Genomic DNA, 24,153 nt, shown 5'->3' with positions numbered 1-24,153 from the left:
CTGCGGGTGGCGCCGGAGGCGATCCGGTTGTCCCGCAGCACGCTGAAGACGATCAAGGGCAACCTGTTCTGGGCGTTCGCCTACAACGTGGCCGCGTTGCCGCTGGCCGCGCTGGGGCTGCTCAACCCAATGATCGCGGGTGCGGCGATGGCGTTCTCAAGCGTGTTCGTGGTGAGCAACAGCCTGCGGCTGCGCCGCTTCAAGTGACCGCTGTCCCCATCTGACGGCCGGCGCCATCGAGGCGCCGGCCGCGGCGAACGCCGCGCCGAGCAGCAGCCAGCCGAGGGTGCCGCCGCCGAGCACCAGCGTGGTGAGCGCGACGGGCCCGAGCATCCTGGCCACGGCCACGCCGGTGCCGAAGAAGCCCTGGTACTGGCCCTGCTTGTGATCGGGGGCGAGCCCGAAGCTGATCTCCCAGGACCCGGAGGCCAGCAGCATCTCGCTGAGGACCTGCAGGCCGGCCGCCACGAGCAGGAACAGCCACCCGTACGGGCTCAGCGCGAACACCGCGCAGGCCGCGAACATCACCAGACCCGCGTACCGCACCGACCGGGCGGCGGACTGCAGTCCCTTCACGCGCCGGGCCACCCGCACCTGGAAGAGCAGCACGGTGACGGTGTTGAGCAGCAGCAGGACCGAGACCATCCAGGTGGGCGCACTCGTACGTGAGGCGATCCAGAGCGGCACGATCAGGCTGAGCAGCGGCATGTAGAAGAGCAGCACCGCGTTGATCAGCGTGATCAGCGCGTACGGCCGGTCTCTGAGCACCGCCAGCCGGGGGCCGGGCGCGGCCGGCGGGACCCGTACGGAAGGCAGTTTGAGCAGCAGCCCGGCGGCGACCAGGAAGCTCACGGCGTCGAGCGCGAACACCGCCAGATAGGCCGGCCGCGTGCCGAGGTGCAGGGCGAGCCCGCCCAGGGCGGCGCCGACGGCCAGGCCGCCGTTGAGCGTGGACTGCAGGACCGCCCGAACGACCGTGCGCTCCTCGGGGGCGATCAGCCCGGCGAGCAGGGCCTGGCGGGCGGCCGACAGGCCCGTCTGCGCCGTCCCGTACAGGCAGGCCACCAGCACGAAGAGCCCGAACGAGCGGACGAACAGGAACGAGGCGACCGCCGTGGCGGTCGTGAGCGCGAGCAGGATGGCGACGCCGCGCGGCCCGCGCCGGTCGGCCAGGTGGCCGAGCGGCACGCCGGCCACCATGCCGACGGCCCAGCCGAGGGTGAGGCCGAGGCCGATCTCGGTGGCCGACAGGCCGACGATCCTGGTGAAGTAGAACGCTGAGGTGACGAGGTAGACGCCGTCGCCGATGGAGTTCGCGAGCTGGGCCTGAGCCAGGATGCGCCGGGGTGCCATACCCTCATCTTCGATCCCCCATTGTCCCGATATAAGCTCCAATTTCCGGCAAAGTGATTGGGCCAAGTTGGACGTTCACATAAGCCTTCAAGGGCGGGGTGACCTGGCCGCACAGGTCTACCGGCAGCTGCTCGACGCCATTCTCGACGGCCGGCTCAGATCGGGCGAGCGGCTGCCTCCGACCAGGGAGCTGGCGCGCAGGCTGGAGATCTCCAGGAACACGGTCGCCGTGGCCTATGACCGCCTGGTCGCCGACGGGTTCCTGGTGGGACGGGCGGGGGCGGGCACGTTCGTGTCGGGGGAGTCGGTGCGCGGCAGGGCGGCCCCGAAGGGCGTGGTGCGGCCGAGGGCGTTCTGGCAGGGGATCGAGGCACCGCGAGCCATGCGGGGAGCCCGGTACGACTTCCGGGTCGGCATGCCGGACCCGTGCCTGTTCCCCATGGAGACGTGGCGCCGGCTGGTGGCCCGCGAGCTACGGGTGAGCGCCGCTGCGTACAGCAGCCCATCCGGATATGAGCCGCTGAGAGAAGCTATTTCACGGCATATAGGAATCAGCCGCTCGGTCCACGCCGGCCCCGACGACGTGCTGATCACGAACGGCGCCCAGCAGGCGCTCGACCTCATCGGTCGCGTCCTGATCGAGCCGGGCGCCTGCGTGGCCGTCGAGGAGCCCGGCTACCCGCCCGCCCGCCTGCTGTTCCGCTCGCTCGGCGCCCGCGTGGCCGGGGTGCCGGTGGACGAGGAGGGCATCGACGTCCGGGCCATCCCGGGCGCCGCCCGCATCGTGTACGTCACCCCCTCGCACCAGTTCCCCTTGGGCACGCCCATGTCGCCGGCCCGCCGCGCCGCCCTGCTGGCCTGGGCCGAGCGCCGCAGGGCGGTGGTGATCGAGGACGACTACGACAGCGAGTTCCGCTTCGGCGAGCGCCCGCTCGAACCCCTCCAGAGCCTCGACCGCGCGGGCCGCGTCATCTACGTGGGCTCCTTCTCCAAGACCCTGCTTCCCATGCTCAGGCTCGGCTTCCTCGTCGCCCCGGCCTCGCTGGCCCCGGCGCTGCGCGCGGCCAAGCAGCTGTCCGACTGGCACAGCGACGTGCCCACGCAGGCCGCCCTGGCCCGCTTCATCGAGGAAGGGCTCCTGGCCAGGCACATCAGGAAGGCGACCCGCGAGTACGCCGCCAGGCACGCCATGATCGCCGAAACGCTGGCGGGCGACGAGCGGCTGCGATTGGTCCCGTCCACCGCAGGCCTGCACCTGTGTGCCCGGCTCGCCCCGGATATAGAGGTACGTGCCGCGCCGGATCTCGCGGTGGAGCCGCTGGAGGCGTACTGCGGTGAGAGCCCGGCCCAGCCCGGCGTGGTCCTCGGCTACGGCGGCATCACCAGGGACGACATCCCCGAAGGACTCAGGCGCCTACGGATGGCGGCGGCTCCAGAACCGGCGGGCCCGCTCCCCTGACAGCTCAGGGTCGTCGGGCGGCGCCGGCTGCTGCACGATCACGACCGTGGTCCGCGCGTGGCGGGCACAGTACATGCTGGTCGAGGGCAGGAAGATGCGGCTGAGCAGCCCGCGCCGGCTCCGCCCCAGCACCAGCAGGTCGCCCTCGCGGGCCAGGTCGACGAGGTGATAGCCGGGATCGCCGACCCGGCCGATCACCGCCGTTCTGATGTCGTCGGGCACGCCGCCCGCGACGTCGTCGAACACGCCGGCGATCACCTCGCTGCAGCGCGCCTCCTCGCCGGCCCGGAGCGCGTGCTGGACGGGCAGAGCCTCGGGGAATGGGTGGACGGGCGCGCGGCTGACGTGTACGGCGACCAGGGCCATCCGGTGCAGCCTGGCCGCACCGATGGCCCAGGCAAGCGCCCAGCGCGAGGCCGGGGACTCGTCCACCCCCACGATCAGCCTCGCACCGCCGGGCAGTTCCTGTTCCACGGTGCCTCCTGTTAAGAAGTACGACCATAGTGCGCCCGCCGGTCTGTTACCGGGAGGTGGCACTTTTCGAACTATGGAGTCCCCCCGCGAACCCCGGCGTAGCATGCGGGGGTGGACCGAGGGTGGGTGCGACCCCGTCCCGCCCTCGACCGGCGGCTGGACGCGGCGCTGACGTACAGGCTCACCTCGCTCGTCGCAACTACAGGCTACGGGAAGTCCACTGCCCTGGCAGGGTGGAGCCAGGCCGTCGGCGCGGTGCTGCACCGGCTCGGGCCCGCTGATCGTGATCTTCCCACGCTGGCGGGAGCCGTGGCATCGGCTCTGTCGGAGCGGGTGGCCGGGTTACCCGCCGACCTGGTGACCGCCGCGGACGCCCCGCTCGGTCCCGACGCCGACGAGGTGTCCAGGGCCGCGGCGCTGGCGGGCGCGCTGGCCGAGGCGCTGGGCAGGCGGCTGCGGCGCGGCCTCGCGCTGGTCTTCGACGGCATCGACGCCATCGCGGGCGCCCCGGGCTCTGTGCGGTACGTGGAGACGCTGGTCCGCGTCGCCCCCAGGCACCTGCACCTGGTCACCGCGTCGCGGGCGCCGCTGCCGTTCCCGACCGCCCGGCTGCGCCAGGACCATGAGGTGCTCGACCTCGACGCGACCGATCTCGCGCTCACCCCGGACGAGACGGCCGCCTGGGCGCGCGACCGGCTGGGCGAGCAGGGCGCGGCCGTCGCCGCCACGCTCCACGACGCCTGCGGCGGCTGGCCCGCCGCCGTGCAGGCCGCGCTCGACGCGCTGGCCCGCGAGGACCCGTCCGGCTGGCCGCGCACGGCCGCCGGGCTGGCCGCCAACTCCGCCACGCTCGAACGCCTCACGCTGGCCGCGTTCAAGGACCTGCCGCCGGCGATGCGCGAGCTGCTGCGGGCCGCCACCGTCCTGCCCGTGCTGACCTCCGGGCTGGCCGCCACACTGGGCGCGCCGCCCGACACGCTCGACTCGCTCACCAGCCGCGGCCTGTTCCTCGAGGCCGGTCAGGACGGCCACCGCCTGACCTTGACCAGCCGCCACGTGCTGGCCAAGCACGCGCCGCTCGACCGGCACGAGGCGCACGACGTGGCGGCGGTCGCGTCCCGCTGGTACGTCGAGCACGACCAGCCCGAGCTGGCCCTGCGGGCCGCCGTCGCGACCGAGCATCCGAGCCTGGCGGCCGCGCTCCTCGACTCGTACGGCCTGCGCCTGGCCGAGCGCGGGGACGTGGTCGCGGCGCTGGAGCTGCTGCCCGAGGCCGCCAGGAACACTCCCACCATGATCAAACTGGCCGGTGTCGCCGAGCAGAACCGCGGCCAGTGGACCCGCGCCCGCGACCTGCTCGCCCGGGCCGCCGAGGGGCCGGCGTTCGACGCGTTCGTGGCCAGGCGGCTCGGCTTCATCGACCACCTGCGCGGCGACCTCGACGCGGCCCTGGCCGGGTACGCCAGGGGACACGAGTATGGCCTGCCGGCCGCCGACGCCGCCATGTGCGCCGCGTCCATGGCGTCGGTGCTCTGGCTGAAGGGCGACCGGGCAGGCTGCGCCGAGCTCGCCGACAAGGCGCTCGAACAGGCCGGCAGCCTGGGCGACCCGAGCGCGCTGGCCATGGCCAACACGGTCCTGGCCATGCTCGCCGCGCTCGACGGCGACCGCCGCGCCAACGACGCCCACTACCTGCGCGCCCTGGAGTACGCCGAACGCGCGGGCGACATCGTCCAGCTCATCCGCATTCACGCCAACCGGTCCTCCCGCCACGTGGACGAGGGCGCCTACGCCGAGGCGCTGGCCGAGACGGAGATCGGGGGCCGGCTGTCCGACCTGGTGTCGTTCGCCCCCTATGCCGCCCTGAACGTCTCCAACCGCGCCAAGGCCCTGATCGGGCTCGGCCGCCTGGAGGAGGCGGCCACCGAGGCCGCCGACGCGGTGGCCAGGTGGGAGGCGATGGGCTCCCGCCTGGTCGGCACCGGCCTGAACCGGCTCGCCGAGATCAACGTCCTGCGCGGCGACCGCAGGGCGGCGGCGGCGATCTACCGGCGGATCATCGCCGACTCGGCGCCGTCGGGCGAGGTGCAGTCGCTGTCCAACGCGCTCAACGGCCTCGCCGAGCTGCTGGCCGACGACGATCCGGCCGAGGCCGCACGCGTCGCAGAGCAGGCGCTCGAACACGCCGAAGGCATCGCGGGGGTGACCGCCAGGGTCGTGGCCGCCCGCGTGGCGCTGGCGGGCGGACGCCACGACGACGCCAGGGCGCTGCTCGACGAGACCGAACCCGTCGCGGTGAGCCGCAGGGACCACGCCTCGCAGGCCGCCATCGCCGAGCTGCGGGCCGAGCTGGAGGGCGACACGCGGCCGGCCGACGAGGCCGTGCGCACGTGGACGATGCTCGGCGACCCGGTGGGGCAGGCCAGGGCCGAGCTGGTCAGGGCGGCCCTGGCCGACCCGGCGACCGGCGGCGAGCTGGCGGCGGGGGTGCGCGAGCGCATGCACGCCATCGGCTGCCGGGCGCTCGACGACCGGATCGACGCGCTGATCGCCCGCGCCGCTCCCGCGCCGGGCGTGAAGGTGATCGTCGAGACCATGGGAACGTTCCGCGTGCTGCGGGGCGGCGTGCCGGTCCCGCGTACGGCCTGGCAGTCGCGCAAGGCGCGCGACCTGCTGAAGATCCTCGTCAGCCGGAGGGGGAGCGGGATCGGCAGGGAGCGGCTGGTCGAGATCCTCTGGCCGGACCAGGAGGGTGAGGCGGTCGGGCTGCGCCGGCTGAACGTCATGGTGTCCACGCTGCGCGCGGTGCTGGATCCGGCGCACGAAAGCCCGGCGGACGAGATCGTGGTCTCGGACGAGGGCGCGTTACGGCTTGACCTGTCCAACGTGGACGTCGATGTCGAGAAATTTCTGGATCTGGTGGCTCAGGCCGTACGGCTGGACCAGGCAGGACGTACGGCCGAGGCGCTGGAGCGGTGGACGGCGGCCGAGAGCGCGTACGGCGGGGAGTTCTGCGAGGAGGACCCCTACGCGGACTGGGCCGTGGGGCTGCGCGAGCAGGCCCGGCTGGCCTACACGCAGGCGGCGGCCAGGCTCGCGGCGGCGCGGGCGGGTGAGCGGCGCTACGACGAGTCCGCCCGCTACTGGCTGCGGCTGCTGGAGCGCGACCGCTACGACGAGCGCGCCCACCTGGGCCTGGTACGGGTGCTCGACCTGGCCGGCCGCCGCGGCGACGCCCGCAGGCGCTACCACCTCTACGCCGAACGCATGCGCGAGCTGGAGGTCGAGCCCGCCCCGTACCCCACCTGAACCAGACCTGAACCGCCCGGCGAGATGGTTTCCAGATGAGAACGGTCATCGTCCGGCTGGTCGAGCCCGAGCAATCCGGCGGCCAGCTCCGCGGGCTGCTCGAAGAGGTGGGGGGCGAGCCGGTGCCGTTCAGCAGCACGGAAGCCCTCCTCGACCTCCTGCGTTCCGCCGCCGGGCTGGGCATAGAGCATTCCTGAACCTCGCGCGAACCTCCGTGACGACGATGGGTGTCGAGAGGAGGCGCGATGAGCGAGCAGGGGAGCGGTTGGCCGTTCGTCGGGCGAGGGGGGCCGCTCACGATCGTGCGGGCGGCGCTGCGGTCGGGAGCGGGCGTGATGATCGCCGGTGAGGCCGGGGTCGGGAAGAGCAGACTGGCGGCGGAGGCGCTGGCCGGATTACCGGGGTACGCGGTGGTGCGCGCGCTCGGCACGGAGACCGCGTCGATGATCCCGTTCGGGGCGTTCGCGCACGTGCTGACGGGCCCGCCGGCGGGCGGCGAGAACCTGCTGAGCTGGGCCGCCCGCCACCTGCGCGAGCGCGCGCCGCGCGGCGAGCTGCTGATCAGCGTGGACGACGCGCACCGGCTGGACCCGGCCTCGGCGGCGCTGGTGCACTACCTGGCGGACAGCGGCACGGCGCGCGTCCTGGTGACGGTGCGGTCCGGGGAGCCGCAGCCGGCGCCGGTGGCCGCGCTGTGGAAGGACGAGCTGCTCGACAGGATCGAGCTGCCGCCGCTGACGAGGGCCGAGGTCGGGCAGGTGCTCGCGGGCGCGCTCGGCGGTGAGGTGGCCGCGGAGACCGTACGGCACCTCGCGCGGGTCAGCGAGGGGAACGTGCTCTACCTGCGCGAGGTCGTGCAGGCGGGGCGCAACGCGGGCTGCCTGACCGAGCGGGACGGGCAGTGGCGCTGGCGGGGCGAGCTGTCCATGACGACCAGGCTGCGCGAGCTGGTGGGCGACCGGATCGGCCACCTCGACGAGGACGAGCGCGAGGTGCTGGAGCTGGTGGCGTTCGGGGAGCCGCTGGGCACGGAGCTGCTGGTCTCGCTGACCTCGGCCCGGGCGGTCGAGCGGGTCGAGGACCGCGGCCTGGTCGTGGCCGTCAACGAGGGCAGGCGGGAGCAGCTGCGGCTCGGCCACCCTCTCTACGGCGAGGTCGTCCGCGGCGGCTGCGGCACGCTGCGGACGCGGCGGCGGCTGCGGATGCTGGCCGACGCGCTGGAGGCCAGCGGGCTGCGGCGGCGCGAGGACGAGCTGCGCGCGGCCGTGTGGCGGCTGGACTCCGGCTCGGTCGCGGCCCCCGAGATGCTGGTGTCGGCCGCCCGGCTGGCCTGGGGCAGGCAGGATCCCCACCTGGCCGAACGCCTGGCCAAGGCCGCGATCGACGCGGGTGGGGGCGTGGCCGCGGTCGCGGTGCTCGGCGAGGTGCTCATGGTGCTGGGCGACGCGGACGCGGCGCTGGCGGCGCTGCGGCGGGCGGCGCGCGACGCGGTCACCGAGGCCGACCGCGCCCAGCACGCCTTCAGCCTGGGGATCAACCTGGCGTGGGCGGGCGCGGACGCCGAGGCGTGCGAGGTGCTCGACCTGGCCGCCGTGACGCTGACCGAGCCCGTCTGGCTGCAGGAGGCGCACATCTACCGCGCGGTGACGGACTGCTTCGCCGGGCGGCTGACCGGGGCGGCGCGCTCGCTGGCGCGGTCCCGTTCGTACGGGCCGATGTCGCGGCGTGCCGACGCGCACGCGGCGGCCATGGAGGCGTGGGCCGCGGCGTACTCGGGGCGTACCGGGGAGAGCCTCGCCATCGCCGCGCGAACGCTGGAGAGCGTGGACAGCTGGCGAGACGAGGCGCCGCACGCGCTGCCGAGCTTCCTGGACGCGCTCTGCGCCGCCCAGACGTTCGCGGGCCTGCTGGAGGCGGCGGACCGGTCGGCGGAGCAGGGGATGGAGCTGCCGGCCGCCGAGCTGTCGGTGTCGGGGTTCGCGGCCTACCGGGCGATGGTCGGCCGGTTGCGCGGGGACGTCGCGGGGGCGCTGCGCTGGTGCCGGGACGACCTGGCCAGGATGCCCGGGCGGGAGCCCTACCTGGGGCGGGTGCTGGCCGAACAGGCGCACGCGCTGGCGCTGCTGGGCCGTACGGAGCAGGCTCGGGAGGTGCTGGCGGAGGCCGGCGCGACGGCGTCCAGGTGGGCTTTCACCCGGCAGCACGTGCTGCAGGCCGAGGTGTGGGTGGCGGCTTCCGGCGGCGAGCTCGACGAGGCGGTACGGCTGTGCCTCGCGGCGGCCGACCACGCCGAGCGGCACGAGCTGCACGCCGGCCTGATGTTCGCGCTGCACGACCTGGTACGGCTCGGCGCCCCGGACCAGTCCGCCAGGCTGGCCGGTCGGGTGGACGGCCTCCTGGCCGCGCTCCTGGCCAGGCACGCCCGCGCGATCGGCGACCCGGTCGAGCTCCGGGCGGTGGCCGGGGAGTTCGAACGGCTCGGGATGCTCCTGTACGCGGCCGAGGCCACAGCCCAGGAGGCGGCGGCGTACCGGGACGCGGGCCGCGGCACGCTGGCCAAGGGCGCGCAGACCAGGGCGTGGGCGCTGGCCAGGCGCTGCCCGGGCGTGTCGACCCCAGCGCTGGTGGAGCTGGCCACGCCCGAGCTGACGCCGCGCCAGCGGGAGATCCTCCAGCTCGCGGCCGCCGGGCTGACGAACCGGCAGATCGCCGACCGGCTCACGCTGTCCACGCGTACGGCCGCCAATCACCTGCAGGCGGCCTACGAGAAGCTCGGCGTGAACGACCGCACCCAGGTGGGCCGCCTGCTGGCGGCGCTTTAGATCAGTTTCAGCAGGCCGTCGTACAGCGCCCGCCGCTCGTCCTCGGCCAGCACCTGGTACGGCCGCGCGGCCCGCAGGTTGGTCTCCGCCTCGATCCGCGCACGGATGGGCCCGTCCCGCAGGCCGACGATCTCGGCCGCGGACAGGCCCTCCGCCTGCCAGGCCCGGGCGTGGGCGTCGGCGCGGTGGTAGCGGAGGACGGCGAGCCGGTTGAACAGGAGCAGGCCCGGCCCGCTCCCCTCGGGTTCGTAGGGAGGTGCGACGAGTTCGAGCGCGCCGCCCGGCAGCTGCTCGGCCCCGTCGAGCACCCTGCCGGCCAGGTGGGCCAGCCGGGGCAGGTCCTGGCCTGCCCAGCTCCGCCCGGCGGCGGCGCCGTGCGCCTCGTACAGCTTCCGGATGAACGCCAGCCCCGAGGCCGTCGCCCTCAGCACCCCGTCGCCGTCCTCGGCCAGGGTGCCCTCGCTCAGGTGCTCCCGGATCCCGGCCTCTCGCTCGGCCGCGTCGCGGTAGCGGTAGACGGCGCTCAGGCCGGCCCGGGTCAGCGGGCGCAGCGGCAGCACGAACCTGAGGTCGTACAGCAGTCCTGTGCTCACGCCGGTGGTCTCGGCCAGTGCGGTGATCGCTCTGCGGGCGGAGGCGTGCACGTTGACCTGGGCCGCGTCGATGACGGGCGCGATCGCCGCCGCATACTCAGATATTTCCCGAATTTCCGGCATTGTCCGCCATTATGCCCGCGTTCGTCGTGTTGCAGAATGATCGGGTGACGGAGGCTATCCAGGTCGAGCCCATGCCGGCCGCCGTGCGGGCCGCCAGGTTGATCATGATCCTCGACGTGGCCCTCGGCCTGTTGGGGATCGTCATCATGATCGACATCGGGGCCGCCATCTTCAGCCCTGCGTACGTACTGCAGCTTCTGTATGCCGTCTTGACCACCGCGCTCATGGGCTGGCTGGTCTTCCGCTGGTCGTCGCGGAGGAAGGCGGTGCGCTGGGTCGCCGTCGCCCTCGAGGCGGTCCTTGGCGGTGGCAGTTTGATCGTCAGAGCGGCCGACGGCGACCTCACGTGGACCACACTGGCCGGGCTTCTCATCCCGCTGGCGGTGGTCGTCCTGCTGCTGACCCCGGCGGCGGGCCGCTGGTTCGATCGCTGAGGCCGGTGTCGCGCGTTCCGGCGATCAGACGAGTGTGTTCGCTGATCGCCGGTGCACGGCACCACGATCCGGGTCTTAGCCCTTGCTCCAGATCGCCGCGATGGTGCTGCCCTCGGTGTCCAGGACCTCGGGACGGTAGCCCAGCGCCTTCAGCTCGGTGGCCTTGAGCGTGTAGGTCAGCTTGGACAGGTTCAGGTACTCCTTCAGGCCGGTCGCGCTGCCCTTGCTCCACACGGTCGTGTAGAGCTTGCCGGGCTCGACGGCCATGAGGACGGGACGCAGCCCGGCCTTGGTCTTGGCAAGGAGCTCCTGGCCGCGCTGCGTGACCGTCTGGCCGGTGGTCACCTGCACGGCGCCGGTCGCGGCCCCGGCGACCCAGACGGCCGCGTAGAGGGGCTTCTCGACCGTGCCGTAGACGTCCAGCGAGGCGACGCTGAAGCCGGAGGCGGCGAGCTTGGCGTTGGCGGACGCGAAGACGTCCTTGGTCATGCCGAGCTTGGACTGGACCTTCTCGGTCGTCTTCTCGAAGACCGCCGCGAAGATGGCGCTGGGGCCCGTGCCCGTGCCGGTGATCATGGACGGCACGAAGCCACTCTTCGCCTGCTCGGCGATGCGCGTCGGCAGGTCGGTCGCCGACAGGCCCTGCAGGACGCTCACCTTGCGGGTGGTGTCCTTGATCCAGACGGACGTGTACTGCGGGTTGGCGGCGTTGGTCACGCTCAACGCCTCGGGGACGTAACCGGTGCCGAGCAGCTCCTTGACCTTCTTGAGCTGCTCGGTCGGGTTGAGGCTATCGAGGGAGAGCCAGTCCAGCAGCGGCAAGCTCTGGACGCTCTTGGTGGTCTCGGTGGACTGCTGGGCGCTCGCCGGGGTCGCGATGGCCAGCAGGGGAGCGACTGTCGCCGCCACAGCCGCAGTGATGGCGACGGTCCTCGGGGTCCTCATGATCCTCCTCGGGTAAAGGGTGTCCGTTTCTGGACAGTGAGTGACCATAACAAAGGATGAGCGAGAGTTCACCGGATGTGACCACATACGCCGTAATCTGCGTCAGAAAGCTGGGGGCCCAGATGTCAGGATGACTGTCAACCCAGGGATGGCAGGGATCGTTCCAACATCGTGAGAGTCCGGTACGGTTCCAGGCGTGAATGCGGGCATCATCGGGCAAGCCGCCGGCCTGTTCGCCGTGACCAATATCGACGACATCGTCATCCTGGCGCTCTTCTTCGCCCAGGGGGCCGGGCACCTGCGGATCGTCCTCGGGCAGTACATCGGCTTCGCCGGGATCCTCGTGGTCGCCGTCGCGGCCGCCTTCGGGGCCACGTTCCTGCCCGAGTCCGCCGTCCCGTACCTCGGCCTGCTCCCCCTCGCCCTGGGTCTCAAGGCGGCCTGGCAGGTGTGGCGCGACCGCGCCGACGGCGACGGCGGCGACGACGACGACCCGCCCGCGCGGGGCGGCGGGCCGAAGGCGCTGGAGGTCGCCGCGGTCACCTTCGCCAACGGCGGCGACAACATCGGGGTCTACGTCCCCGTCTTCGCCACGTCCGGCACCTCGGGCATGACCGTGTACGTGGTCGTCTTCCTGATCCTGGTCGCCGTCTGGTGCCTGGCAGGGAGGTTCTTCGCCACCCGCCCGCTGATCGCCGGGGCGCTCAGCCGATGGGGGCACATCCTGCTGCCCCTCGTCCTGATCGGGCTCGGCGTGGTCATCCTCGTGGAGGGCGGGGCTTTCGGCCTCTGAGGTCCGCTGAGGTCCGCTGAGGTCCGCTGAAGTCCGCCGAAAGCTGAAGATCGCGTGTCCTGGCAGCCCCGCGGCTACGCTCGCACCATGACAGCTACCTGGGAGCCCACGGCGGCGGGAGTGCTGCGGCTGCCCTCAGGCCGGCTCGTCCGCGGCCGGGGCCTGCGCCGCCCGCTCCCCGAGGGGCCGCTCCCCACGTTCGCTCTTTACCTGCTGGGCCGCCGGCCCCCGGCCGTCGACTGGGAGCACCGGTGGGTGCGCTGGCCCGACTTCTGGCTGCCGTCCGACCGGGGCGCGGCGGCCGGCGCGTTCCGCGAGGCGTGGGCCCGCGCCGAGTCCGAGCGGGTCGAGGTCGCGTGCGGCGGCGGCCGGGGCCGCACCGGCACGGCCCTGGCCTGCCTGGCCGTGCTCGACGGGGTGCCCGGAGACCGGGCCGTCGCCTACGTACGCGAGCACTACGACTCGCACGCCGTCGAGACCCCCTGGCAACGCCGCTACGTCGCCCTATTCGACCGTTCTTAGGATCTGCTCGATCGAGGTGGTGCGGGCGCGCAGTTCGGCCAGGTCGGCGGCCATCCGCTGCTGGGCGTCCATGGTGTTCTCGGCGAGCTGCTCGAACCGGCGCACGAGCTGCCGCAGGTCGTCCGCCTGATGGGCGTCGAGCTTGGCCTTGCGCATCTCGAACATCCCCACGGCGAAAAGGGCGATCAGGAAGCCGACCACGAGCAGCACCCCTAACGAGAAGATCGCCGCGGGCCAAGAATCGATCATCAGGAGTGCTCCTTGGGTCCTGGACCCTTCCCCGGGTCCGGCCTGGTGAGGGTCTTGGCCGCCTCGGCCAGCGCCGACGCGGTCAGGTGCAGGCTGAAGTCCGCGACTTCGTAGTACTTCATGGCCTTGCCGTCGTCGGACAGCTCCAGGGTGCCGACGATCAGCCCGGCCGCCTCGAGCCGTTGCAGGTGCATGTGGAGGAGCGGGCGGCTCACCCCGATCTCGCGGGCCAGGTGGCTGACGTAGTCACGCCCGTCCGCCAGCACTGCCATGATGCGCAGCCGCAGCGGGTTGGCCAGCGCCGCGAAGATCTCGACCAGGTCGTCACCTGTCGGCCCCGGCACTGTCATGGCTTCCCGTCACGTGTAATAATTTCCTTACACACCCTAGCACTCAGGTGGCGGTCCGGGAAAGCTCAGGGCTGGGGGTCCCCGCGCGTTCCTGCGGGGACGGCGACCGGGCGCCGAGGGCCAGTCCCAGGGCCAGGCAGACCAGCGGGATCGCCGGGATCACGTATCGCACGTCGAAGGCCGCCAGGAACGGCGGCGAGCAGACCAGCGCGAGCGCAGTGACCCCGGGCAGCAGCGCGTCCCACCGCCGCCGCACGAGCGCCGTCGCCAGCGCCCCGACCAGGGCCAGCATGAGCAGCGGGAACGGCATGTACCCGAACCGCTGATACGCCCGCAGCCACCCCGCGAACGGCTCCACGACCCGGGTGGCGGCCGGCCCGGCCTCGTACGACTCGGCGATGCCGCGTACCGACTCGCTCAGCGGCCGCTCCGCGGAGGGGAACTTGTACGGCGTCTTCTCGTCCGCGGCCGTGCGCTCCCAGCGCAGCAGCTGCGTGAGGTCGGTCGCGACCGCCGCGGCGTACTCGCCGGGCTGGGCGAGGATGGCCGCTCTGGCGAACTCCCCGGCGAGCTGGTTGCGATTGGCCGTTCCCGGCACCTTGAGCAGGGGGGAGAAGCTCTCCCACAGCCAGTACGGCGGGTACGGGCGCTGCTCCACCGGCATGTTCGGGCAGAGCACGGCCAGCCGCTCCGGAGGCTTGATCACCGAGCAGTCGGCGAAGCTCATGGTCCTGGACCACAGGAAGTTCCCGTCCGCCTCGGTCAGCGCGAACTTCCCCTTCTCCACCTTCGCCCAGGTGGCGTACGCGCCCAGCGGGATCGCACCCGCCACCACCAGCGCCACGAGCGGGCGCCAGCCGTACCGCCGGATCAGCAGGTAGGCGGCCGTGAGGATCAGCAGCGGCAGGCCGACCGTCCTGGTGATCCCGGCCAGGCCGAGCAGCAGGCCGCCGACGGCCGCCGTGGTGGGAGTGACGCGCCAGACCACGAGCAGGATCGCGACCGTGACCAGCACGACGAAGACCGCGTCCGCCATGATCATGTGTTCGAGCAGCACCAGGAACTCGTCGTACAGCAGCGGGGTGACCAGCAGGGCGGCGCCCCAGCCCGGCAGGCCGCGCCGCCTCAGCAGCGCGTACACCGCCACGGCCAGCGCCAGCATCAGCAGGTGCTGCAGGACCGTGACCAGCGTGAGGCTGTGCGCGGGGCGCAGCAGCGCCAGCAGCAGCGAGTATCCGGAGGGCCTGGTGGTGCCGGGGGTCAGCTCCTCGCGCAGGAAGGCGAACGAGTCGCCGTAGAAGAGGATCGACGGAGGGTATCCGAGCACGGCGAGCGCCCGCAGCGCGATCGCGGGCAGCAGGGCGATGACCAGGGCGCGATGTGCCAAGGTGGATCCGCTTCCTCGTGTGTCCGGGCCCCCACAATAGTGGGTGAACCGGGCATCAGCCTGGCCTGATAGGTCAGTTCTGCTCAGGCAGGGGATCGACGAGGATCGCCGGGTCCAGATTTCGCAGGATGCCGGGGCGGTCGGTGAGGATCGGCCACTGGGTGGCCCGCGCGCATAAGATCACGTGGCCCGCGGTGATGTCGCTCGATCCGTCGAGGATCTCGGCGATGTCGGGCACCTTTCCCGCGGTGAGGTCGTCGACCTGGACGGCGGAGCTGCTGATCAGATCGAAGAGTTCGACTTTCGTGGCGAGCGGGACGATCGAATAGACGAGGGTGAGTGCGGTCGTGGGAATGCACAGCCCGCCGCCCCGATAAAGACACAGCGCCGCGATGCTGCGCGAATGATTCGTTTTGGCGACCGCGATGTCGACGAGCGCTCCCACGTCGAGAACGCGCCCAGGAAGCATGGTCAATCCTCTTGATTCCGATGCAGGCCGAGCCTGAGCATCACGTCGTCCGAAATCCGGTCCACCTTGAGGGCGTCGGCCGCTCTGTCGAGGTCGTCGCACTGCAGGTTCCAGCGTTGGATCAAGATGGTCGCGTGCGTCATGTTGCCCACTTCGCGCTCCACCGCGGCGCGAATCACATCGGAAATCATACGGCCATCGGAGCGCGCTTTTTGATGAACCGCATCAAGTGTCGCCTTGTCTAAATTTACGATGATTGATGCTGTTTCCCCGGATTGTGCCCTGGGTTCGGCGGAAAGGCGGGGAGCCGACATAGGCCAGGACGGTGCGGCGGGGGTGTCAGGGGCCTTGTCGTTGTCCGCGGAATTCCGCCGTGATGGAATGGGGATCGCCATGCGCACGACGGTAGTCCCATAACGCCGCCGCCGATAGTCACCCATCGAGATCGGGTGGTCACAGGGCCTCCGGAGGAGTCACATGTACCGCGTCACGGCGAAAGACGGCACGTCCATCGCGTTCGACCGGCTGGGCGTCGGCCCCGCGATCGTCCTGGTCGGCGGCGCAGCGGTCGACCGCTCGGCCAACGCGCAGCTCGCGCACGAGCTGGCGGAGCGGTTCACCGTCTACAACTACGACCGGCGCGGCCGGGGCGAGAGCGAGGACACCCTCCCGTACGAGGTCGACCGCGAGATCGAGGACATCGCCGCGCTCATCGCCGAGGCGGGCGGGGCGGCGCACCTGTTCGGGATCTCGTCGGGCGGCGCGCTCGCGCTCGAAGCCGCCGCCACGGGGCTGCCGATCGCGAGACTGGCCGTGTACGAGGTGCCCTACGACGTGGCGCCGGACGGGCCGCGGCGCTCGCGGGAGTACGCCGACCGGCTCCGCGCGCTGCTGGCCGCGGGCCGCCGCGGCGAGGCGTTCGCGCTGTTCATGGTGACGGCGGGCGCCACCCAGGAGATGGTGGAGCAGGCCCGCGAGTCGCCGATGTGGCCGGGCCTGGAAGCCATCGCGCCCACGCTCGCGTACGACGCCGCCTGCCTGGGCGACGGCCACCCGCCCGCCGACCGCCTGCCCGGCATCGCCTGCCCCACGCTGGTGGCCACGGGCGGGGCCGCCGCCGACTCGTTCGTGGGCGGGGGCGGCGACTTCTTCGCCCGCGCCGCCGACGCGATCGCGGAGCTCGTCCCGGGGGCCGTGCGCGAGACCATCGAGGGCCAGACGCACATGGTGGACCCGAAGGCGCTGGCCCCGGTGCTCACCCGCTTCCTCGGACAGTAGACCCAGCACTACTGCCTGGCCCGCCAACCTGCGGATACCGTCAGAAAGTGCTCAACCGGACCGCGCTGGAGGCGCTCACGCAGCGGCCGCTGCCTTTCCTGGGCTCCGCGTGGCCCTGGCGGTGCGCGGCGTACCTGCTGGCCAGCGCCGTCCCCGGCGTGGCCGTCGGGGCCGCGGCGTTCGCCACGATCCCGCTCGGCGTGGTCGCGGCCCCGGTCGTGCTGGCGCTGTGCCTGCCGCTCGTCGCCTGGTTCGAGCGGCGCAGGCTGCGGCTGGTGGACGGCGTGCCGCTGCCCGAGGTGCCCGGCGGGCGCGGGCGGGAGGCCGGGCTGGCCGTCATCACGGTGCTCGCGCTGTGGTGGATCGACCTGATCATGCTGGGGTTCACGGTGGGCGGGCCGGTGGTCCTGATGCTCTCGCCGGTCGTGCAGCCCGAGGCGGAGCCCGGCGTCGCCGCCGTGGGCTCCGTGGCGGGCGTGCTGCTGCTGCCCGTCGCCGCGTACACGATCACCGCCTGGGGCGGCGCCCGAGGGGCGATGGTACGCGCGGTGCTCGCGCCACAGGGCTCCGAGCTGAACGAGGTGCTGCGGTCACGGGCGCGGCTGGTGGACGCGTTCGAGACGGAGCGCCGCAGGATCGAGCGGGACCTGCACGACGGCGCGCAGCAGCGGCTGGTCTCCCTGTCGATGGCGCTCGGCATGGCCCGGCTGGACCTGCCGGACGACTCGCCCGCGGGCCGGATGGTCGGGCAGGCACACGAGGAGGCCAAGCGGGCGCTCGCCGAGCTGCGCGAGCTGATCAGGGGCGTGCACTCGCAGGTGCTCACCGACCGCGGGCTGGGCGCGGCGGTACGCGACGTGGCCGGGCGCTCGCCCGTGCCCGTGGACGTGGACGTGGAGCTGGCCGGCCGGTTGCCCGCGCCCGTTGAGGTGACCGCGTACTACGTGGTCAGCGAGGCCCTCGCGAACCTGGCCAAGCACAGCCGGGCCACCAGGGGCGCCGTCACCGGGCGGGTCGAGGGCGGCACGCTGGTCGTGGAGGTGCGCGACGACGGCGTGGGCGGGGCCGACCCGGCCGGGGGCACGGGGCTGACCGGGCTGGCCGACCGGCTGGCCGTGGTGGACGGGAGGCTGTCCCTGTCGAGCCCGATCGGTGGTCCGACCCTGATGAGAGCGGAGATACCGTGCGCGTAGTGATCGCCGAGGACGCCGTCCTGCTGCGGGAGGGCCTGGTCGGGCTGCTGGAACGCTTCGGTCACACCGTGGCCGCCGCGGTCGGCGACGCGCCCGCCCTGCTCGCCGCCGTCGCCGAGCACCGCCCCGACGCCGTGGTGACCGACGTGCGCATGCCGCCCGGCTTCGCCGACGAGGGGCTGCGGGCGGCGCTGGAGCTGCGCGAGCGGCATCCGGACCTGGCAGTCCTGGTGCTCAGCCAGTACGTCGAGCAGACCTACGCCGCCGAACTCCTGGAACCGGGCACCGGCGCCGGGATCGGCTACCTGCTGAAGGACCGCATCGGCGACGTGCGCGAGTTCGTCGACGCGCTCGACCGGGTGGCCGCCGGGGGCACGGTCGTGGACCCGGAGGTGGTCCGCCAGCTGCTCAGGCGGCGCCGCGACCCGCTGGCCCGGCTCACCCCGCGCGAGCAGGAGGTGCTCGGCCTGATCGCCGAGGGGCGGACGAACGCGTCGATCGCCAAGGAGCTGTTCGTCACCGAGGCGGCCGTGGCCAAGCACATCGCGAACATCTTCGCCAAGCTCGACCTCCCGCCCGCCGCGGACGGGCACAGAAGGGTGCTTGCGGTGCTCGAATACCTCAAATGACGCGGCTTGAAAGTAGGGTTCGTTGGCATGAACGAGCAATGGCAGGAGGTCGGCGACCGGGTCTACGTCCGGCGCCACAAGTCGTACGACATGAACGTGGGTCTGGTCGTGGGCGACGGGCACTGCCTGGTCCTCGACACGCGCGCCTCACACCGGGAGGCCGGTGACCTGGTCGAGGCGGTCAGGAGGATCACCGCCGGCCCGTGGACGGTCGTCAACAGCCATTCCCACTTCGACCACTACTTCGGCAACGCGATCTTCCGGCCCGCCGAGATCTGGGGCCACGTCAGGTGCGCCGAGGAGATCGAGCAGTACGGCGAGGAGCAGCGCGCCGTAATGATCAAGGGGCGGCCCGAGCAGCGTGAGGAGTTCGAGGAGATCACGATCGTGCCGCCGGACCACACGTTCACGAGCGCGGCCAGCCTCGACATCGGCGGGCGGATCGTGCATCTGCAGCATTTCGGGCTCGGGCACAGCAGCAACGACGTGGTCGTGCACGTGCCGGACGCGGGCGTGGTGTTCGCGGGTGACCTGGTGGAGGAGGGGGCGCCGCCGGCGTTCAGCGACTCGTACCCGCTCGACTGGCCGCTCACCACGGCGGCGATGCTGGACGAGCTGCCCGACCAGGTGATCGTGCCGGGGCACGGCGCGGTCGTGGACCGGGCGTTCGCGCAGGCGCAGCAGGCCGAGCTGGCCCTCGTGGCCGAGCTGGCCAGGCGGGCCCACGTGGAGGGGCTGCGTGACCTGATCAAGCTCTTCCCCTATCCGGAGGACGTGGCCAGGCAGGCGATCGAGCGGACCTTCCTGCAGCTGGATGTCTGAGTTATATTGCAAAGTGCAATATGGAGGGAGGCATCATGGCGCAACGCCACAGTTTGGTCGGCCTGACCGTGCTGGCCCTGCTCACCGTGCGCCCGAGCCACCCGTACGAGCTGCACCGGTTCATCATCGACACGCACAAGGACTACATCACCGGCCTGCCGCGCAGCCTCTACCACGCGGTGGAGCGGCTGGCCAAGGACGAGCTGATCGTCCCCTCGAAGACCGACCGCGAGGGCCGCAGGCCGGAGCGCACGGTCTACGAGATCACCGACGAGGGCCGCAAGGAGCTGGTCACCCGGTTGCGGCAGCTCCTGGAGAAACCCGATCCCGACCGGCGCGCCTTCGTCGCGGCCGTCTCGCTCATCGGCTGCCTGCCGCTCGCCGAGGCGCAGCGGGCGCTGCGCGGGCGCGCGGCCACGATCGAGGGCGTCCTCGCCGGGATGGAGGCCCACCTGCGAGCCATGGCCGACAGCGGCCTGCCCGCGATCCTCATGCTGGAGGTGGAGTGCGAGCAGGCGCTCTACACCGCCGAGCTGGGCTGGATCAGGGGGCTGCTCGACCGGCTCGACAGGGGAGAGCTCGACTGGGAGACCACGGTCGAGATGTGAGAAAGGCCGCCGAGGTGCGCCAACACCCCGGCGGCCGGAAATCCGAACAAGGCGCCTGCCCTGCCCGAACTCGCATTCACAGGATAGGCGCCGCGACACAGGGAGCAGTGCCATGTCCACAGAGATCGTTCGGCTGCTCGCGCGGATCGCGGAGACCTGGAACTCCGGGGACGCCGAGGGTTACGCCGGTCTCTTCACCGAGGACGCCGACTACATCACGTTCTTCGGTCAGCACCTGGAGGGCCGGCAGGCCATCGAGGAGGCCCACCGCGAGCTGTTCAAGCTCCACATCAAGCTCGAAGGGGACGGCGGCGAGCCGCTGATCAAGCCGCTTACCGACGACGTCACGCTGGTGATCACGGGCGGCGGCTCGTCCGTGAACGGCGCGGCCGACCCGGGCCGTCAGTCCGTCATCACGCTGACCGCGCTCCGCACGGCCGAGGGCTGGCGCTTCGCCTCCTTCCAGAACACGCGGGTGAGCGCGCCGTGAGCAGGCGGCTCATCGTCGAGGTCACCGGAGTGATCGAGGCTCCGGTCGAGCGGGTGTGGCCGGAGATCGTACGGGCCATACCGAGGACGGAGCTGGGCGAGCACGTCCTGGCCTACCAGGGCGGCTGGTGGTACCGCGGCGAGTGGTCGGTCACCCCCGACCACGGGGGCACGCGCCTGGTCCACCGCGTCTACAACGTGGCCGGCCATCACTGGGCCGTCGCCCTGGCCAACCGGCTGTTCATCGGGTTCCGCGAACGTACGCGCCGGTCGTTCGCCGAGGGCCTGGCCGACATCGGAACCCGGTTGGGGTGCGCCACCAGGCTCGCCTAGGCTGCCGGTCATGGAATGGGGACCGCTGACCGGGGCGGACGTCCAGGCTCTGGCCGAGCTCTGGGCCGCCATGGAGGCCGAGGACAGGACCGGCGAGGTCCACGACGTCGACGACGTGGCGGAGCAGGTCTCCAGCCACCTCATCGATCTGGACACGGGCACGCTCGCGGCCAGGGACGGCGACCGGATCGTGGCCTTCGGTTACCTCCCCGTCAGGCAGACCGCCGACGACCTGCACATGATGCGCCTGTCGGGCGGCGTGCACCCCGCCTACCGCGGGCAGGGGCTCGGCCGGCACATCATGGACTGGAGCATCCGGACGGCGCCGGGGGTGAGCGAGCGGGCTCACCCCGGCGTCCCTCTGGAGCTCCACGTCGACGTCCCCGACGGCCGGTCCGACCTCGCCGCGCTGGTGGAGGGGGCCGGACTCACGGCCGTACGGTGGTTCGCCCGTATGGAGCGGAGCCTGCCGGGCGACCTGCCCGAGGTGCGGCCGCCGGACGGCATCTCCATCGTCGCCTGGTCGCCCGACCTGGACGAAGGCGCCCGCCTCGTGCGCAACGAGTCGTTCCTCGACCATTGGGGCAGCGTGCGGCACACGTCCGAGAGCTGGCGCGCCATGATGACCGGCTCCAGGAACTTCCGCCCCGAGTCGTCGTTCGTGGCCCTGGCCGGCGGCCGCCCGGTCGGGGTGCTGATCACGCACTTCTTCGAGGCCGCCGCCGCCCGGCGCGGCGAGCGCCAGGCGTGGATCCAGATCATCGGCACGCTGCGGGAGTGGCGCGGCAAGGGCGTGGCGAGCACGCTGATCGGGCACGCCCTTGCCGCGTTCGGAGATCAGGGCTACGAGAGTGCCGGGCTCGGGGTGGACGCCGACAACCCCACGGGGGCCGTGAACGTGTACGCCCGCTCCGGCTTCGAGATCACCAAGCGCAGCACCACCTACGCGTTGCCGATCAAGCCAGCCTGATCTTCCCCTTCGAGACCTTGATCTTCTTGCCGGCGAGCGGCTTCTTGGCGGGGCCGTTCACCACCGCGCCCGTCGAGGCGCTGAACTTGCTGCCGTGGCACGGGCAGTTGATCGTGCCGCGGCTGACGCTCGCCACCGTGCAGCCCTGGTGGGTGCACTTGGCGCTGAAGCACTTGTAGACGCCCTTCCTCGGCTGGGTGATCACGTACTTGCCCTGGACGATCTTCCCGCCCCCTACCGGGATGCTCTTGGTGGTGGCGAGGACGGGCTTGGCCGCCTCCGCTTCCGCCTCTGCCGGGCGCGGCCACAGGAACACGACTCCTGCGCCCGCGGCGCTGCCTCTGGTGATCAATGCGCGGCGTGTGAGCATTGTTGCCTCCTTCAACCACTCACACGTTTGCAGATCTTCAGTGGTTCAGGGGAAATTTGGCGATAAATCCGGAATCTGCGTACATGAGCGTGCCGCCGTGCAGGTGCGCGATGTCCCGCGCGATCGGCAGCCCCAGCCCGGCGCCGCCCGCGTCCCTGGCGCGCGCCTCGTCCAGCCTGGTGAACCGGGCGAACACCGCCTCCCGCTGCTCCGGCGGGATCCCGGGCCCGTCGTCCTGCACCTCCAGCACGGCCTGGTCCTCCTCGGCGCGTACAAGCACCCGCACGGTGGAGGCGGCGTGCCGGACGGCGTTGTCGGCCAGGTTCGTCATCAGACGGTCGAGGTGGGCACGGGAGCCCTTCATCACCACGTCCGGCTCGATGTCCAGCTCCAGGCGGACCTCGGGCCGCCGCCTGGCGCGTACCGACTCCTCGGCGGCCACCTGGCCGAGGTCCAGCTCGGCCGCGCGCAGCGGCTCACCCGCGTCCAGCTTGGCCAGGATGAGCAGGTCGGCGGCCAGGGACTGCAGGCGTTCGACGTCGGCCAGCGCCTCCCTGGTCAGCTCGCTGGGCTCGGCCAGCTCCAGGCGGGCGCGCAGGGTGGCGATGGGGCTGCGCAGCTCGTGCGCCGCGTCCGCGACGAACCGCTTGTGCGTGTCCACGGCCGTCTCCAGGCGGTCGAGGGTGCCGTTCACGGTGGTGGCCAGTGAGGCGATCTCGTCCTTCGAGCCGGGTACGGGCACGCGCTGGTGCAGGTCGCGGGCCGTGATGTCGGCGACCTTGGCCCGGATGGCGGCCACGGGGGCCAGCGCGCGGCCCACCGAGATCCACGTCATCCCGGCCACCACGAGCAGCACGGCGGGCACGCCGGGCAGCAGCGCGCCGTAGAGCGTCTGCAGCGCCTTCTCGGCGCCCTCCAGGGGGACACGCGACCAGAGCATGGCGGGGCCGCCCACGGTGGCCACCTCGACGCCGGCGACGGCGTACTTCTGCGGGGCCGCCCACTCGGTGGTGGAGGTGCTCTTGTCGTCGGTCAGCAGGACGTCGGGGTCGGCGATCGCGGCCGTCTTGCCGTTGCGCAGCTGGACGGTGCCGCTCTTCCCGACGATCACGAGCGGCTCGCCCTTGCCCTGCTTGGCCACGGCGATCGAGCTCTCGTCGAGCGTTTCCGCGGGCGCCGCGACGCCGGGCGAGAGCGGGGTGGCGCGCACGAAGTCCAGCGTCTCCGCGTACGGCGCCGCCGCCACGGCCTTCCTGGTGGCCTCGGCGTCGGCGTTGTTCTCCAGCGTGCCGCGCAGCACCGCCACCAGCGCCAGCGCGGCCAGGCCCAGGGCGAGGGCCACCACCAGGGTCGCGGCGGCGGTCGCCCGCAGCCGCACCGACGAGAGCGCGGCCGACGCCTTGCGCAGTGGGATCATGCCGCCTCCAGCCGGTAGCCCGCGCCGCGGACCGTCATGAGCGTCGTCCGCCCGAAAGGCGTGTCGATCTTGCGGCGCAGGGCGCTGATGTAGACCTCGACGATGTTCGGGTCGCCGTCGTAGGAGAAGTCCCAGGCCTGGGCCAGCAGCTCGCCCTTGGACACGACCTCGCCGGAGCGGCGGGCCAGCGCGTGCAGCACCGCGAACTCCTTGGGCGTCAACCCGATCTCCACCTCGCCCCTGCGGCACTTCAGCGCCGCCGGGTCCACCACCAGGTCGCCCACGGTGATCGACACGGGCCGCTCCCGCCCGCCCCGCCGCACCAGCGCCCGTAACCTGGCCAGCAGCACCACGTACGAGAACGGCTTGGCCAGGTAGTCGTCGGCCCCGTTGTCGAGCGCCTCGGCCTCGTCGTAGATGCCGTCCTTGGCCGTGAGCATCATGATCGGCGTCCAGTCGCCCGCCTCGCGCAGCTTGGCGCAGACGGCGTAGCCGTTCATCCTGGGCAGCATCACGTCCAGGACGATCACGTCGTACGCGTTCTCGGTGGCCATCCACAGGCCGTCACGCCCGTCGTGGGCCACGTCCACGGCGAAGCCCTCGCCCGCCAGGCCGCCCTTCACCAGGTCGGCCAGCCGCTCCTCGTCCTCCACCAGTAGCACTCGCACACAGACCAGGGTGCCTCAGGCCACCTAAAGCCAACCTGAAGATCATTTAGGGCCTCTTCAGGATCACTTCAGGTACGCCGGGCCAGTCTCGGAG

At 72.2% G+C, this 24,153-nt stretch carries 28 protein-coding genes; 16 read left to right on the top strand and 12 right to left on the bottom strand.

All coding sequences use genetic code 11. The annotated features are described in order from the left end of the window. Positions 1-207 (top strand): hypothetical protein (locus tag ABZX61_RS43635; RefSeq protein WP_355203269.1); only part of this gene is annotated, 207 nt, incomplete at its 5' end. Here ABZX61_RS43635 and ABZX61_RS43630 read toward each other — a convergent pair. Further along, positions 157-1,353, bottom strand: a complete 1,197-nt coding sequence (locus ABZX61_RS43630; RefSeq protein WP_355203266.1) for an MFS transporter — start codon at positions 1,351-1,353, stop codon at positions 157-159. The two genes, ABZX61_RS43635 and ABZX61_RS43630, sit on opposite strands and share 51 nt — an antisense overlap. A 67-nt stretch (positions 1,354-1,420) precedes the next feature. Between ABZX61_RS43630 and ABZX61_RS43625 the strand changes: the two genes are divergently transcribed. Continuing rightward, positions 1,421-2,812 carry a PLP-dependent aminotransferase family protein gene (locus ABZX61_RS43625; protein ID WP_355203263.1) on the top strand — a complete coding sequence of 464 codons (1,392 nt, stop codon included), beginning with the start codon at positions 1,421-1,423 and terminating at the stop codon, positions 2,810-2,812. Here ABZX61_RS43625 and ABZX61_RS43620 read toward each other — a convergent pair. Beyond that, positions 2,768-3,286 carry a universal stress protein gene (locus tag ABZX61_RS43620; RefSeq protein WP_319715898.1) on the bottom strand — a complete coding sequence of 173 codons (519 nt, stop codon included), beginning with the start codon at positions 3,284-3,286 and terminating at the stop codon, positions 2,768-2,770. The genes ABZX61_RS43625 and ABZX61_RS43620 overlap by 45 nt on opposite strands. 111 nt (positions 3,287-3,397) lie before the next feature. On the opposite strand from ABZX61_RS43620, the gene ABZX61_RS43615 reads away from it, so the two are divergent. The 3 genes from ABZX61_RS43615 to ABZX61_RS43605 are packed head-to-tail and all read left to right on the top strand — an operon-like array spanning position 3,398 to position 9,417. Next, entirely contained in the window at positions 3,398-6,595 is a 3,198-nt protein-coding gene (locus ABZX61_RS43615) for a BTAD domain-containing putative transcriptional regulator (protein ID WP_355203260.1), read from the top strand. Between the two features lie 35 nt (positions 6,596-6,630). Then, positions 6,631-6,792: a hypothetical protein gene (locus ABZX61_RS43610; protein ID WP_355203257.1), complete on the top strand. Its 162-nt coding sequence runs from the start codon at positions 6,631-6,633 to the stop codon at positions 6,790-6,792. Between the two features lie 48 nt (positions 6,793-6,840). Beyond that, positions 6,841-9,417 carry a LuxR C-terminal-related transcriptional regulator gene (locus ABZX61_RS43605; RefSeq protein WP_355203254.1) on the top strand — a complete coding sequence of 859 codons (2,577 nt, stop codon included), beginning with the start codon at positions 6,841-6,843 and terminating at the stop codon, positions 9,415-9,417. Here the strand turns inward: ABZX61_RS43605 and ABZX61_RS43600 are convergent. Then, positions 9,414-10,133: a hypothetical protein gene (locus tag ABZX61_RS43600; RefSeq protein WP_355203251.1), complete on the bottom strand. Its 720-nt coding sequence runs from the start codon at positions 10,131-10,133 to the stop codon at positions 9,414-9,416. The genes ABZX61_RS43605 and ABZX61_RS43600 overlap by 4 nt on opposite strands. A gap of 11 nt (positions 10,134-10,144) precedes the next feature. On the opposite strand from ABZX61_RS43600, the gene ABZX61_RS43595 reads away from it, so the two are divergent. Then, complete coding sequence (locus ABZX61_RS43595) at positions 10,145-10,567, top strand: hypothetical protein (RefSeq protein ID WP_355203248.1); 423 nt, start codon at positions 10,145-10,147, stop codon at positions 10,565-10,567. A 75-nt stretch (positions 10,568-10,642) separates the two neighbouring features. Here the strand turns inward: ABZX61_RS43595 and ABZX61_RS43590 are convergent, their stop codons facing one another. Continuing rightward, positions 10,643-11,512: a hypothetical protein gene (locus ABZX61_RS43590; RefSeq protein WP_355203246.1), complete on the bottom strand. Its 870-nt coding sequence runs from the start codon at positions 11,510-11,512 to the stop codon at positions 10,643-10,645. Between the two features lie 196 nt (positions 11,513-11,708). Here ABZX61_RS43590 and ABZX61_RS43585 point away from each other — a divergent pair, with 196 nt between their 5' ends. Then, complete coding sequence (locus ABZX61_RS43585) at positions 11,709-12,305, top strand: cadmium resistance transporter (protein WP_355203243.1); 597 nt, start codon at positions 11,709-11,711, stop codon at positions 12,303-12,305. 87 nt (positions 12,306-12,392) lie between these two features. Continuing rightward, positions 12,393-12,827 (top strand): protein phosphatase, encoded by a 435-nt coding sequence (locus ABZX61_RS43580; RefSeq protein WP_355203240.1) that lies wholly within the window; start codon positions 12,393-12,395, stop codon positions 12,825-12,827. On the opposite strand, the gene ABZX61_RS43575 is transcribed toward ABZX61_RS43580, so the two are convergent. From ABZX61_RS43575 to ABZX61_RS43555, 5 genes are all read right to left on the bottom strand, one after another. Next, the gene (locus tag ABZX61_RS43575; RefSeq protein WP_350732337.1) at positions 12,810-13,076 is read right to left on the bottom strand and encodes a hypothetical protein; all 267 of its coding nucleotides are present in this window, start codon (positions 13,074-13,076) and stop codon (positions 12,810-12,812) included. The two genes, ABZX61_RS43580 and ABZX61_RS43575, sit on opposite strands and share 18 nt — an antisense overlap. After that, positions 13,076-13,426, bottom strand: a complete 351-nt coding sequence (locus tag ABZX61_RS43570; protein WP_350732339.1) for a winged helix-turn-helix domain-containing protein — start codon at positions 13,424-13,426, stop codon at positions 13,076-13,078. The genes ABZX61_RS43575 and ABZX61_RS43570 overlap by 1 nt, the downstream gene beginning before the upstream one ends. 43 nt (positions 13,427-13,469) lie before the next feature. Continuing rightward, complete coding sequence (locus ABZX61_RS43565; protein WP_355203236.1) at positions 13,470-14,813, bottom strand: hypothetical protein; 1,344 nt, start codon at positions 14,811-14,813, stop codon at positions 13,470-13,472. A 73-nt stretch (positions 14,814-14,886) separates the two neighbouring features. Beyond that, entirely contained in the window at positions 14,887-15,258 is a 372-nt protein-coding gene (locus ABZX61_RS43560; RefSeq protein WP_355203233.1) for a hypothetical protein, read from the bottom strand. 26 nt (positions 15,259-15,284) lie between these two features. Then, a complete protein-coding gene (locus ABZX61_RS43555) occupies positions 15,285-15,677 on the bottom strand; it encodes a hypothetical protein (protein ID WP_355203230.1) in 393 nt (130 codons plus the stop codon). Positions 15,678-15,759: 82 nt separating this feature from the next. Between ABZX61_RS43555 and ABZX61_RS43550 the strand changes: the two genes are divergently transcribed. The 8 genes from ABZX61_RS43550 to ABZX61_RS43515 all read left to right on the top strand — a co-directional run bounded on the left by ABZX61_RS43550 (position 15,760) and on the right by ABZX61_RS43515 (position 21,604). Then, complete coding sequence (locus tag ABZX61_RS43550; RefSeq protein WP_355203227.1) at positions 15,760-16,560, top strand: alpha/beta hydrolase; 801 nt, start codon at positions 15,760-15,762, stop codon at positions 16,558-16,560. A gap of 47 nt (positions 16,561-16,607) precedes the next feature. Beyond that, positions 16,608-17,753: a histidine kinase gene (locus ABZX61_RS43545; RefSeq protein ID WP_355203224.1), complete on the top strand. Its 1,146-nt coding sequence runs from the start codon at positions 16,608-16,610 to the stop codon at positions 17,751-17,753. Next, positions 17,744-18,382, top strand: coding sequence for a response regulator transcription factor (locus ABZX61_RS43540; protein ID WP_355203221.1), 639 nt, complete (start codon positions 17,744-17,746; stop codon positions 18,380-18,382). Before ABZX61_RS43545 ends, ABZX61_RS43540 begins: the two co-directional genes overlap by 10 nt. A gap of 27 nt (positions 18,383-18,409) precedes the next feature. Beyond that, complete coding sequence (locus ABZX61_RS43535; RefSeq protein WP_355203218.1) at positions 18,410-19,204, top strand: MBL fold metallo-hydrolase; 795 nt, start codon at positions 18,410-18,412, stop codon at positions 19,202-19,204. A gap of 35 nt (positions 19,205-19,239) precedes the next feature. Next, positions 19,240-19,812 carry a PadR family transcriptional regulator gene (locus tag ABZX61_RS43530; RefSeq protein ID WP_355203215.1) on the top strand — a complete coding sequence of 191 codons (573 nt, stop codon included), beginning with the start codon at positions 19,240-19,242 and terminating at the stop codon, positions 19,810-19,812. Positions 19,813-19,924: 112 nt separating this feature from the next. Continuing rightward, positions 19,925-20,302, top strand: coding sequence for an SgcJ/EcaC family oxidoreductase (locus ABZX61_RS43525; protein WP_355203212.1), 378 nt, complete (start codon positions 19,925-19,927; stop codon positions 20,300-20,302). Beyond that, positions 20,299-20,634, top strand: a complete 336-nt coding sequence (locus ABZX61_RS43520) for a hypothetical protein (RefSeq protein WP_355203209.1) — start codon at positions 20,299-20,301, stop codon at positions 20,632-20,634. Before ABZX61_RS43525 ends, ABZX61_RS43520 begins: the two co-directional genes overlap by 4 nt. A gap of 10 nt (positions 20,635-20,644) precedes the next feature. After that, entirely contained in the window at positions 20,645-21,604 is a 960-nt protein-coding gene (locus ABZX61_RS43515; RefSeq protein ID WP_355203206.1) for a GNAT family N-acetyltransferase, read from the top strand. Here the strand turns inward: ABZX61_RS43515 and ABZX61_RS43510 are convergent. Genes ABZX61_RS43510 through ABZX61_RS43500 form a run of 3 tightly spaced genes read right to left on the bottom strand, consistent with a single transcriptional unit; the run spans position 21,591 to position 24,059 of the window. Then, positions 21,591-21,974: a Rieske (2Fe-2S) protein gene (locus ABZX61_RS43510; RefSeq protein WP_185069693.1), complete on the bottom strand. Its 384-nt coding sequence runs from the start codon at positions 21,972-21,974 to the stop codon at positions 21,591-21,593. The genes ABZX61_RS43515 and ABZX61_RS43510 overlap by 14 nt on opposite strands. Before the next feature lie 37 nt (positions 21,975-22,011). Then, positions 22,012-23,391 carry an ATP-binding protein gene (locus tag ABZX61_RS43505; protein ID WP_355203203.1) on the bottom strand — a complete coding sequence of 460 codons (1,380 nt, stop codon included), beginning with the start codon at positions 23,389-23,391 and terminating at the stop codon, positions 22,012-22,014. Further along, a complete protein-coding gene (locus tag ABZX61_RS43500; protein ID WP_350732360.1) occupies positions 23,388-24,059 on the bottom strand; it encodes a response regulator transcription factor in 672 nt (223 codons plus the stop codon). The genes ABZX61_RS43505 and ABZX61_RS43500 overlap by 4 nt, the downstream gene beginning before the upstream one ends. Between the last annotated feature and the right edge of the window lie 94 nt (positions 24,060-24,153).

The sequence above is a fragment of the Nonomuraea sp. NPDC003709 genome (assembly GCF_040610775.1).
Classification (GTDB): domain Bacteria; phylum Actinomycetota; class Actinomycetes; order Streptosporangiales; family Streptosporangiaceae; genus Nonomuraea; species Nonomuraea angiospora_A.
This window is presented reverse-complemented; position numbering and strand designations above follow the sequence as displayed.